This is a genomic window from Marinibium conchae (assembly GCF_015595035.1).
GTDB lineage: Bacteria > Pseudomonadota > Gammaproteobacteria > Enterobacterales > Alteromonadaceae > Glaciecola.
The window spans coordinates 315,629-326,372 of record NZ_JADNRN010000002.1 but is presented as its reverse complement, the minus strand read 5'-3'; the positions used below and the strand labels follow the sequence as shown (position 1 = coordinate 326,372).

Here is a 10,744-nt window from a genome sequence, read left to right as displayed (position 1 = left end):
GCATGACAGCTGCATTTGCGGGTAGTTTTGTGTTTGCTATTTGTTGGTATCAGTGAGATTTGCGAGATCTTTGTCGTTAAGGTGAATGAGCAAGCTGACTGTTAGTAATGAAATCTCTATAAAGAGATATAAAGCGTCTTTCCTCAGAATATGGAATGTTCAAGCCCCTTATGCTCCCCATGTGTTAAGCGCCAAAGTTAAAGTTTTTTGGATGATGTGGCAACGACTTTCCTTGATGAGAGAACTGCGCTTGAAAGTCTGGATAGTGACGCTCAACTAATTGATACAGCAATGTTTACGTTTAGCTACTGATTTTAGTATCAGACTAAATCATAACTAACTCATCTTACCCGAGGCTGGCTAGTTCAAAATATGTCTCCAAATACCCTACTCCGTCCAGTACCAACTAGTCACATTGTATCGATAACTAGCGTTACCAGATGAGGCCATTGCGTTCACCCAGTGTTCTGAACCCTCTGAGGACGGGTCAAACAAAACGCAACGATTATACACGGGAGGAATATTGACTAATTCATTATCCTTTCCTGAAAAAACCAGTTCACCACCATCACCCTTGCACCAAGCTTTGTTGAGATACAAGAGCATACAAATTTCTCTACCGGGTGAGTCATCTGCATGCTCATTTACGAAATCACCGGGCTTCAAACGAAAGTAATTGCTATTAAGCTTAGGGTCTGCAAGATTCAAGTCGCTAATATGCACTTTGAATACCGTTGACAGAAAAGACATAAACTCGTTACTTCGCAAGAACGCTAAAAACTCAGTTGCAAGTTTATCTGCACCACTATTTGCACTCGCTTTATTAGCTATCCAGCGATCCCGTTTTACAAAGCGCTCACTCTCAATCGCTCCTTGCCATTGCTCGTCATCAACATATAACGCTGAATAAGTGTGCTGTTGAGTTTGCCAGTGGTGTGGCTCAGATAAAGCTTCTACAACCTGATCAAGCATGGCGGTTGCAAACAAATTATCAATAATCACATGTCGGGGAACAGATGTTGATAGCGCTTTTCTGTAAGCGCTCATTGCTTCTTTGCTCACTTTTGATTTATTTAACCACATTAACAACCTGCATGAGTTTTGAGTTACCCTATCGAGCATAAGTAGTGTGATGATAACCGTGTATTTACCATCAAACAAAGAAACCTGGGTTCGATATTACTCGAACCCAGATAATCGGTAGTGTTCTGTAGAAGCTTTAAGCAAAGTTTACAAATTAACAGGCTTTCTTACTACAACATCAATGCTCGCATACTCTTTTACCTCAAAAGAAGCGGCTTCAAATGGCGGTAATCCATACATACCCACGTTATTGCTGAAACCATAACCATCTTGTGGCAAGCCCATAGCGTTGATGTCCATTTTTCCGTTGCTATTAATATCGTGAATAAGCATGAGTGCATAGGTACCGTCTTCAAGATCATCAAAAGACATGGTTACGGTATCGCCGACAGCTTCAGCTTTTGCCCACCTTAACGGAGTTGCTTTTTCAGTGTAGGCCTGTTCGGAATCATATATCGCCACTAATAGTTGACCTACTGGACGGTCGATATTGATAAAGTTCACTTCCAACTCGCTAGCCTGTGAGGCAAAAGCAGCAAGAGTAAGTGTTGAAGCCAATAAAGTAGTGCGAACTAGTGTGTTAAGTGTTTTCATTTGTCGTTTCCTGTTGTTTAGTTGACAGGATTAGAATACTCAACTCATAGTACGCGCGAATGTGCCAGATGTACTTTTGTATAAATGTGACTTTCGGCCTATTCGCCTCTTTATTTCACGACAGGTAAAAACAACCGCTAATTAGAATTGAGTGTCAAACACGATACCAACCATGCTTGATAGGCCGTCACCTGAAACATACTGGCGCACATTTAAGCCAACAGAAAAACTCTCTTGATTGAAGGCGAGTTTGCCACCGATGAAGGCACCACCATCAATGTCGATATCTTGCGAGCCACAATTTGAACAATTAGCAATTGAACGCTCTGATGCAAAAACGCCACTAAAACCGCCTTGCAAAATAGCAGAAGCTCGGTCGTCTTGACCAAAACGCCACTCATAACCAGTCGCGACAGATAATGCCAGCGCAGAGGCTTCTGACGACTCTGTAGAAATGTCACCGTTATTGAAAAGGCCATCGCCAACCACAACTTCAGAAAACTCATTGTTGTCATCGTATAAGATAAAGTCAGCATCAATGCTGGTTACCCAGCTTGACTCACGGTAATTAAAACCAAAGCCAATAGCTATAGCTGTATCCTCGATGCCTTGAGAGCCTGCGGTATCAGAATCCAATCCAACATGAGACAAAGCGATGTTATAGCTCCAACCATTAGGATTATAATATTGAGTATAGTCGCTATCTTCTTGCGCCATAAGGTTTGCGCTAAAAAGAGCGAGAGCAGCAAATGATATTAGAGATTTACGCATAGTAAAACGTCCTTGTGGGGTAGTTGTTTAAAATACATTAAGGCACCTTGCCTCAAACAAAATATTTATGCTCCAAGCGTACTTGAGAGTAGCGATATGATAGAGGATTAGCTATGGAATTTCGAGTAATAGTTTGTACTTGCTGAATTCCTTACAACTATCGCGCGAGAACACAAAAACCCCAAAAAAAGATAATTATTTATCGTTTATCATTAATTTTTTATTGCAATATAAAATTAAAATAATTAGAGTAGTCTCATCAAACTGATGGAGAATACAATGATTGCATTTCAAAAGTATGGACAACAACACAGTAAAGTGGTGAACAAATACCTTTTTTATCTCGGGTTTTTAGCCTTTGTAGGCTGGGTGGCTCTTATAGCGATAATTATTGATAATAAAGCCCATAAACTCGTCGAAAGCCCTGTATTTCTCAATATAGTTCTTCACGCCTCCGCAGGTATTGTGTTTTTCCTATTTATCAAAAAAATTATCCAAAGCTACATGCAGATGCATTTGTTTACCAAAGAAAATCTGTTCTTAGTGACCACCTTAGCTCGGTTAATTATGCTGTTTTCTTTGGTCATCGAGCCTGCAGTTCACTTTTCAGTTAGCTTCGTAGCAAGCTCGGGAGATCCAGACGCTGAACTTGATATTGTCACTTATCTTCAACATGTAAATCTTGTTGGCTTTGCTGCTGGATACGCTCTGCACATGGTAGCCGCGGTATTCAAAGTGGCGCGAGATATGGAAGATGAGAGCAAGTTTATAATATGAAAACTATCAGCTGCATTTTTACAGTTGGAACTGGATATGTGGCTAAGGGGGGCTTATGCCAGTTATCGTGAATCTTGATGTAGTGCTTGCTCAGCGCAAAATGAAACTGAATACATTGGCTGAGAAAATTGGAATTACACCTCAAAATCTAAGCGTATTGAAAGCTGGCAGGGCCAAGGCGATACGTTTCAGTACACTAGAATTAATATGTGAAGTACTTGAGTGTCAACCTGGCGACATTCTTGAGTACCAGACCAATGAAGAACAAGGAAACTAAACTATGATGACAGCGCTCAGTTTTAGCTATAAGGGCTATGATATAAAAGTGGAACTTGGATATGTCGGATCGGAAAAAGTATTCATAAACAACAAGCTTGTTTCTGAGTCCTTCAATTGGAAATTTAAAAACGATCATATCATTGAGCTTGATCCGTCGTTGGAGCAGATCACCGTAAGAGTCGAAGTTCTCTCGATGATGCAAGGAGAAATGCGAATCTCTCTGCTTGCAGGCGAGTCGGTAGTAGAGGCTAAAAGTTGGGCCTATGATCAGTCTGGTTCAGGAGAGGGTACCCATTTTAATGAGATCGAAAGAAAGTGGACAAAAGAGATAAAAATGGCCAAAAGCACTACCTCAATTACGTGGGCTCTGTATTTCGCCATCCTATTGTACTCGATAGCGGCTGATGACTGGCCAAATACTGTTTTTGAAGGTGCATTCATACTAATGGTAGCTTGCATAACGATTTACGCATTATTTGAGTTTGCTCGAAGCGCAGTGCTTGCGCTAAGAAGTAAAGTCGATGATGAAGCCATTTAACGATCTGTAAGCCAATGCAGCTTGTGCTCACAATCACAAGTTGCATTTTCAAATGTTCAATTACTAATAAGACTGATGACTTGCCAGCCCGCTTTTGGTAGCAGGTTATTTGACGTAGTGAATATTTGTAACTTTCCGTCAGCATCAATAGCGCACAGTGGTAGACAACGATCCTTATATTCTTCTTTATAAGCATCATAACTGAAGGTGTCGGTGATACCCGTAGTTTTGATAACCGCCCCTTTAGAGGTTTGCCCAGCCAAACGACCATAGGTAACATCGTTTGCGAACAAACCTAATTTTTTATTATACGATTCAGACACTTGATGACTTGGCCTTTGTTGCGCTTCGTTATTACTCAAGCCCAACACAGAGCCCTTGCCCATTTCGTGCTCGAAATGATACGTCACCAGCGGGTTGAGTTGGCGATAAGGAGACATCACCAGTACCGAGCCAAAAGCGGTTAAATCTAGGTTTCGTGAGGCATGTTCCGACATTGGATTGCCAAAATAAGTGGGCACGCCGTCCATTCGAGCTAATTTTATAGTTTCCCAGTTAGTGTCGGCCAGACATACCGGAATATTATGATTCATCAGTTCTTTCGCAAACATGCGACTAAACTGCGCCCCTCCAAAAATTAAGTAACCATTTGGTGCAGGGGCACGCATACCTAGCCATTGAGCTACCTTTGCGCTTGTTAGACTCTGTACCACAACAGTGGCAATGATTATTAAAAACACCATAGGTACTAACACGTCTACTTGCGCATAGTCTAAGGCTTCCAACTTCAAAGAAAATAAGGCCGACACTGCTGCTGCAACAATACCGCGCGGCGCAATCCACGCGAGTAAACTGAGCTCTTTTACAGTCAAGCCAGTGCCAAATGATGACAAAAACACACCCACGGGACGCGCTATGAACATGACCGCCAAAAGCACAATAATTGCGCCCCAGCCCACATTCAAAATGGCACTTAATTCAATGCGCGAGGCCAATAAAATAAATAGACCCGAAATGAGTAACACGCTTAAAGTCTCTTTAAATTCAAGTATGTCGTCCACTTCCACATCTTTCATGTTAGCTAGCAACATACCCATAATGGTAACGGTTAATAAACCAGATTCATGTGCCATCACGTTCGAGATAGCGAAGGCTCCAAGCATAATTGTTAATACAGCCGTGTTGCGAAGATAATGCGGGATCCAATGTTTTCTTAGCGCTAGGCCCATAAAATAGCCTGCGGCAATGCCAATACCAAAGCCAATAGATACGGTGATACCAAAAGCAAAGAGTGTGTGCGAAACCGCATTTTGCGTTGCCACAATATATTCGAAAACGAGCACCGCCAGCAGTGCGCCGATTGGGTCGATGACAATCCCTTCCCAACGCAATATGTTCCCTATTTTAGTGCTTGGCCTTACCGTCCGTAACATCGGTACGATAACCGTAGGACCAGTCACAGTAACGATAGCGCCTAACAGAAAAGACATTTCCCATGACAAATCAAGGGCAAAATGGGCTGCAGGTGCAACTACTAGCATGGTAACTACGGTGCCAATAGTACATAGATTTCGTACCATTGAGCCATGCCCACTAATGTCACCCGTTTTTAGGGTAAGTGCGCCTTCAAAGAGTATGATCGCTACTGAAAGAGATACAATTGGAAAGAGGAGATCGCCAAACAAAGCGTCTGCATCAATAAGCCCAGTGACCGGCCCTGCAACTATACCAGCAACCAGCAGCGGCAGAATCGCTGGTACCTTTATTTTGAAAGCTAAAAACTGACAAGCTATCGAAATCAAGCCAACAACGACTAAAGGTATAATTAGATTATCCAATGCTAACGCTCATTATTGTGAAATTATTCAACCAGTTATAACGTACTTATCTTTGTCAGTCTAGGATGTTAATTTGTTTACCGCTTGCATTATCCATTGCTTTAGCTGCATTTCGCCCAAGCCTCCAGAAATGCGATCAATTTCCTTTCCTTTATGAAAGAAGATCAAGGTTGGTATCGAACGGATACCTGCATCTGCTGACACTGCATGAGCATCTTCAGTGTTCACTTTTGCAAACAAAATACTGTTTGATTCGGTCGCGACTTTCTCGAAAACCGGCGCCATGGCTTTACAAGGACCACACCAGCTAGCCCAAAAATCAACAATAACTGGGGCATGGTTCTTTTCAATGTAAGGATAAAAGCTACTATCATCCAAACTTACGGGTGAGCCAGCGTATACAACTTCACCGCACTTTCCGCATTTGGCATCGGTGTATGATTTATCTTCGGGAACTCGGTTGGTAGCACCGCAGTGTTCACAAACAATGTGCATTTTTTAAACCTTGAAAGTAGTGGAAAGACTATAAGACCTGTTAATAACTTTTCTATTTCAGATCCGGGTTGATTATAGGCATTTGTTTGAGTTTCGTCACTCGGTATAAGATGTAAATATAACGAAAATCCCCTCTAAAAACTTCACACAACAGTACTCTATTTGCAAGAGCGCGCTTAAACAAACTTCACTGCAATGATAGTTCTCCATCATTCTTTCAAACTTGCAAATGTTGCCCTTTCACGCCAAATTTATGAATACATTAATGATTTGGAGAAAGTAATGCTGAAACTATACGGGTTTGATGTTAGTAACTACTACAACATGCTAAAACTAGCGATGGATTTAAAAGGGATTGATTACGAAGCAGTACTCACTTACCCAAATCAAAGCCCTGAGTATTTAGCCGTTTGTCCTACTGGCAAGGTGCCAGCTCTACAAACAAGTGACGGCATACTAATAGAAACAAATGTCATCATGGAATACCTTGATAGCCTCAACCAACAGCATCCCTTATATCCAGGTTCTTCTTATGAACAAGCCCGCATCAAAGAACTCGTCAAAATGATTGAGCTATATATTGAGTTGCCTGCACGGCGTTGCCATACCGAAGCCTTCTGGGGTGTTCCCGTGCATGAAGTAACTAAGAAAGAAGTGAAGCGTGCGCTGTATATCGGTATGCAGGCCTTAAGCCGCGCAGCAAGTTTTGGTCCCTACATCGCTGGCGATAAGCTTACGGCCGCTGATATTTTCTTTTTATACTCGGCAGATCTAGCGTCGTCGGTAGCGAAAAAACTATTCGATGTCGATCTTTTAGATGAGGCTCCGGGCGCAAAAGACTTAATGAACAAACTCAACGCCATGCCTGAAGTACAAAAAGTTGCAGCAGAACGCAAAGCTGCGCAGCCGGCGTTTAGCGAGTACCTTGCTAAGGCATTTGGGAAGAAGTGAATAAAAATATAGTCAATACTATTTGAGCTCTGCTCTACGCATGGGCATTCGCTCGATATCAGCAACGATAGCCTCCAAGTTAAAGCTATCGTAAACCTGTTTCCGGCCACCATCGAGCCCGATCAACACAGTGTGATGTTGCTTTCGTTGGTTGTGTAAGGCCTCCTCAAGCTTCTTATTCAATATAGGCTCAAACGACGGCGGCTGATTTTCCTTGAGATAGAGACTAAGCTCATAGCCAAGTTCGCCACTGAAAAAGAAGAAGTATAATTTTCTTTCCTTAAGATCTTCCGATAAACGAGTTAATAATTGCAGTAGCTCTCTTTGTGCTTGCTTGTCCGCTGGCCATTCCGAAGCCACTACCCTGTGCTTCCATTGAAAATCGGAAAGTTGACGCATCTCTATTTCCTTAGTTTCAACAGTATATATAGCAGCAACTACAGGGCACAAAAGCGCACAAATTACGAAGCAGGTAAACCGCAAACCATTTTTCATACTCTCACCGTTCCATTATTCGAATGTAAAGATCGTGAAAAAGTAGATACGAATACCCACTCTATGCGTATCATTTTATTCTTGGTGGATTTTTACACTATTTTATATACATTAATGATACTTAGTTGAGAAGAAACTCTGCATGAATTTGCTACAACTACTTAGGCAAGCTGATCGTGTTACCAAGCGCTGCTTATTTACTTTGCTCCTGATAAGCGGCTTGTTGAGCCTTTCACTACAAGCTGAAACAGCTTCATCTGCTGAATCCAGCAAAGCCACAGGCCCGCACATAGAAGTTGCTCTGATCAGTGAAAAATCAGCCATTATTCCAGGAGGCCAACAATACATTGCCATTGAAATGTCGCCTGAAGAAGAGTGGCATACTTACTGGCTGAATCCTGGTGATAGCGGGGAAGCACCCAAAATAGAGTGGCAAGCCACTGAGGGTGTTAATTTCGGTGAAATTTTGTGGCCGACTCCCTACGCAATACCTGTTGCCCATTTGGTTAATTATGGCTACAGCGGCAGGCATTTATTGATGGTGCCGATCACAGTAGACCCAATGCTGGCAGGCGACCGAGAAAACATAACCATCAGTGCTGAACTTTCATGGTTAGTGTGTAAGGAAGACTGCATTCCTGGCTGGGCGACACTCAGTATGAACTTGCCAATCAGTAATAGCGCAGAAAATACGTCGATGGCTTGGCTGTTTGAACAAACACGGCAACAGCTTCCGAAACAAGAAGCTACCACTGGATTCTTTGAAATCAATGAAGACACTATCGCAATTGAATTTGCAGCCCCATCAGGCTTTGATACTAGTGATCTTAGTGTATTTCCTTTTCGAAACGACCTCATCAACCACGCAGCTGCACAGCAACATGCAAGCATAGACGGCCAAACCAGCGTCATTTTACCAAGAGGGGCGTACTTCGATGACACTAGCCTTTCACAAGATGCCAGTACACTGCAATTTTTAGTTCGTAATCAAGATGAAGCCTTTTATGTAAGGGCCATGCCAGCTTCGAGCGCAATAGAAAGTGCGATGACTTCTCAAGCAATGACTGCAGGCGTATTCATTGGTGTATTGTTTTTTGCTTTTCTAGGGGGCTTAATCCTAAACATAATGCCCTGCGTGCTCCCCATATTATCAATGAAGGCAATTTCACTGCAGCATGAAATGTTAAGTTGGTCACAAAAGCTCGCTTACGCTTTAGGAGTACTTGTTTGTTTCAATGGTTTTGCGGCGCTGATCATTATTTTGCAGCAAAGCGGTGAGCAACTTGGCTGGGGCTTCCATATGCAATCCCCAGCAATTATATGGCTATTAGCATTTTTGTTTACCTTCATAGCCTTGTTACTACTTGATGTGTTTTCGCTCGGTTCAAGCATGGCAGGTTTTGGTAGTAAGCTGATCACTGGCGATAATACCCGCAGTCATTTTTTTACGGGTTTCTTGGCCGTTGTTGTTGCCTCGCCCTGCACAGCACCTTTTATGGCCGCCGCGCTAGGTGTGGCCTTTGTGAGCAGCCCACTAATAACCTTGCTTATCTTTAATGCTTTGGCCATTGGTTTTGCACTGCCTCTTACACTGCTATTTGTGCTACCGAATATAAGAAAATGCATACCAAAACCCGGACAATGGATGCTTACTTTTAAACACTTTCTAGCCTTCCCGATGCTCTTTACTGTTGCATGGCTATGTTGGGTTTACGCAGCGCAGCAAGGAATAATTGCGCAGTTTATTCTCTTGTGTGCCCTTGTGAGTTTCAGCCTCTTTACTTGGTTAAGCTCACGAACAAAAGGAATTGTAAACATTGTCTTTAGCATAATCATAGTGCTACTGATTCTCTTCCCCTTTCTTCCGAACGCTGGACTTACAGCGCTCAATCAAGGGGATCAGCGTGAAAAAGCGTCGCAGACCAACTCGCTTGTGTTTTCAGAGGCGACTCTTGACGAATTAAAGGATTCACAACAAGTCGTACTCGTTAATATGACTGCTGACTGGTGCATTACCTGCAAAGTAAATGAACAAGTGGCATTAAATACAGATGCTGTTAAACAAGCTCTGTCACAAGCAAATACTCAATATATGGTAGGAGATTGGACAAACAAGAATAATGAAATATTAGCTTATCTTAAAAAATATGAACGGGCTGGCGTGCCGCTATATGTCGTTTATGCAGGTCGCAGCTCAACCAAAGTTTTACCCCAAATGTTAACCCCAGGGATAGTAGTAGATGCCCTTAATCAAGCCCAAAAGGAGCTTTCTAATGAAAACTAAAGGTTTAATAACTCTCGCATGTGCAGCACTTCTAAGTACTCAGGTTTTTGCTGCGAAGGTAGATAAAGCAGCACCTGATTTCACACTGCAAAACAGCCTAGGTGAGCAAGTGAGCTTATCTGACTATGCCGGAAAATATGTTGTACTTGAATGGACTAACCATCAATGCCCTTACGTAGTGAAGCATTACGGAAGTGACAATATGCAAGGTCTACAAGAAAAGTACACCGAAGACGATGTTGTATGGCTTTCTATCATCTCGTCGGCACCAGGAAAACAGGGCTATGTTGAGGCCTCTGAAGCAAACGAATTAACTAAAAGCAGGAATGCTAAGCCTTCGCACGTTTTATTCGATCCAGATGGTACAGTAGGTAAGATGTACGCTGCGAAGACCACGCCACATATGTATATTATCGACCCTGAAGGTGACTTACGTTACGCAGGTGCTATCGATAGTATCAAGTCGGCCAATCCTGCTGATATTCCTAAAGCGACAAACTATGTAGTTGCAGGAATGGATGCTTTACAAGCCGGAGGCTCACCCGAAAAGAAACTCACCCCTCCCTATGGCTGCTCAATCAAATATAAAAGCTAAGCTTCTCGTACGCTAGAGAACACGATAAAAGCTCGACTATAGAC

The 10,744-nt window shown here is 42.5% G+C and carries 12 protein-coding genes; 6 read left to right on the top strand and 6 right to left on the bottom strand.

Annotated features, from left to right (window positions below):
* Positions 1-387: 387 nt before the first annotated feature.
* The 3 genes from ISG33_RS09245 to ISG33_RS09235 form a co-directional block, all read right to left on the bottom strand.
* On the bottom strand, positions 388-1,122 hold the full coding sequence (locus ISG33_RS09245; protein ID WP_370545313.1) for a 2OG-Fe(II) oxygenase: 735 nt from the start codon (positions 1,120-1,122) through the stop codon (positions 388-390).
* 108 nt (positions 1,123-1,230) lie between these two features.
* Entirely contained in the window at positions 1,231-1,677 is a 447-nt protein-coding gene (locus ISG33_RS09240) for a DUF2141 domain-containing protein (protein WP_195733315.1), read from the bottom strand.
* A gap of 141 nt (positions 1,678-1,818) precedes the next feature.
* Positions 1,819-2,448 carry a hypothetical protein gene (locus tag ISG33_RS09235; protein WP_195733314.1) on the bottom strand — a complete coding sequence of 210 codons (630 nt, stop codon included), beginning with the start codon at positions 2,446-2,448 and terminating at the stop codon, positions 1,819-1,821.
* A gap of 279 nt (positions 2,449-2,727) precedes the next feature.
* Here ISG33_RS09235 and ISG33_RS09230 point away from each other — a divergent pair, with 279 nt between their 5' ends.
* The 3 genes from ISG33_RS09230 to ISG33_RS09220 are packed head-to-tail and all read left to right on the top strand — an operon-like array spanning position 2,728 to position 4,042.
* The gene (locus tag ISG33_RS09230; protein ID WP_195733313.1) at positions 2,728-3,225 is read left to right on the top strand and encodes a hypothetical protein; all 498 of its coding nucleotides are present in this window, start codon (positions 2,728-2,730) and stop codon (positions 3,223-3,225) included.
* A 55-nt stretch (positions 3,226-3,280) separates the two neighbouring features.
* Positions 3,281-3,502, top strand: a complete 222-nt coding sequence (locus tag ISG33_RS09225) for a helix-turn-helix domain-containing protein (RefSeq protein WP_195733312.1) — start codon at positions 3,281-3,283, stop codon at positions 3,500-3,502.
* A gap of 3 nt (positions 3,503-3,505) precedes the next feature.
* Positions 3,506-4,042, top strand: a complete 537-nt coding sequence (locus ISG33_RS09220) for a hypothetical protein (RefSeq protein WP_195733311.1) — start codon at positions 3,506-3,508, stop codon at positions 4,040-4,042.
* A 56-nt stretch (positions 4,043-4,098) separates the two neighbouring features.
* Here the strand turns inward: ISG33_RS09220 and ISG33_RS09215 are convergent, their stop codons facing one another.
* Both ISG33_RS09215 and trxC read right to left on the bottom strand, forming a co-directional pair.
* Positions 4,099-5,880, bottom strand: coding sequence for a cation:proton antiporter (locus ISG33_RS09215; protein WP_195733310.1), 1,782 nt, complete (start codon positions 5,878-5,880; stop codon positions 4,099-4,101).
* A 60-nt stretch (positions 5,881-5,940) separates the two neighbouring features.
* Entirely contained in the window at positions 5,941-6,375 is a 435-nt protein-coding gene (gene trxC / locus ISG33_RS09210) for a thioredoxin TrxC (protein WP_195733309.1), read from the bottom strand.
* Positions 6,376-6,657: 282 nt separating this feature from the next.
* On the opposite strand from trxC, the gene ISG33_RS09205 reads away from it, so the two are divergent.
* A complete protein-coding gene (locus ISG33_RS09205; RefSeq protein ID WP_195733308.1) occupies positions 6,658-7,326 on the top strand; it encodes a glutathione S-transferase family protein in 669 nt (222 codons plus the stop codon).
* A gap of 18 nt (positions 7,327-7,344) precedes the next feature.
* Here ISG33_RS09205 and ISG33_RS09200 read toward each other — a convergent pair whose 3' ends face one another.
* Entirely contained in the window at positions 7,345-7,725 is a 381-nt protein-coding gene (locus ISG33_RS09200) for a DUF4174 domain-containing protein (RefSeq protein ID WP_195733307.1), read from the bottom strand.
* Positions 7,726-7,963: 238 nt separating this feature from the next.
* Between ISG33_RS09200 and ISG33_RS09195 the strand changes: the two genes are divergently transcribed.
* On the top strand, positions 7,964-10,105 hold the full coding sequence (locus tag ISG33_RS09195; RefSeq protein WP_195733306.1) for a protein-disulfide reductase DsbD family protein: 2,142 nt from the start codon (positions 7,964-7,966) through the stop codon (positions 10,103-10,105).
* A complete protein-coding gene (locus tag ISG33_RS09190) occupies positions 10,095-10,700 on the top strand; it encodes a redoxin domain-containing protein (RefSeq protein ID WP_195733305.1) in 606 nt (201 codons plus the stop codon). Before ISG33_RS09195 ends, ISG33_RS09190 begins: the two co-directional genes overlap by 11 nt.
* Positions 10,701-10,744: the final 44 nt, after the last annotated feature.

What these genes read in the sequence shown, in the direction of transcription:
- ISG33_RS09225 (WP_195733312.1), top strand. Translation starts at nt 3,281, where the DNA reads ATGCCAGTTATCGTGAATCTTGATGTAGTGCTTGCTCAGCGCAAAATG.
- ISG33_RS09220 (WP_195733311.1), top strand. Translation starts at nt 3,506, where the DNA reads ATGATGACAGCGCTCAGTTTTAGCTATAAGGGCTATGATATAAAAGTG.
- ISG33_RS09235 (WP_195733314.1), bottom strand. Translation starts at nt 2,448, where the DNA reads ATGCGTAAATCTCTAATATCATTTGCTGCTCTCGCTCTTTTTAGCGCA.
- ISG33_RS09195 (WP_195733306.1), top strand. Translation starts at nt 7,964, where the DNA reads ATGAATTTGCTACAACTACTTAGGCAAGCTGATCGTGTTACCAAGCGC.
- ISG33_RS09190 (WP_195733305.1), top strand. Translation starts at nt 10,095, where the DNA reads ATGAAAACTAAAGGTTTAATAACTCTCGCATGTGCAGCACTTCTAAGT.
- ISG33_RS09245 (WP_370545313.1), bottom strand. Translation starts at nt 1,122, where the DNA reads ATGCTCGATAGGGTAACTCAAAACTCATGCAGGTTGTTAATGTGGTTA.
- ISG33_RS09240 (WP_195733315.1), bottom strand. Translation starts at nt 1,677, where the DNA reads ATGAAAACACTTAACACACTAGTTCGCACTACTTTATTGGCTTCAACA.
- ISG33_RS09230 (WP_195733313.1), top strand. Translation starts at nt 2,728, where the DNA reads ATGATTGCATTTCAAAAGTATGGACAACAACACAGTAAAGTGGTGAAC.
- ISG33_RS09200 (WP_195733307.1), bottom strand. Translation starts at nt 7,725, where the DNA reads ATGCGTCAACTTTCCGATTTTCAATGGAAGCACAGGGTAGTGGCTTCG.
- ISG33_RS09205 (WP_195733308.1), top strand. Translation starts at nt 6,658, where the DNA reads ATGCTGAAACTATACGGGTTTGATGTTAGTAACTACTACAACATGCTA.
- trxC (WP_195733309.1), bottom strand. Translation starts at nt 6,375, where the DNA reads ATGCACATTGTTTGTGAACACTGCGGTGCTACCAACCGAGTTCCCGAA.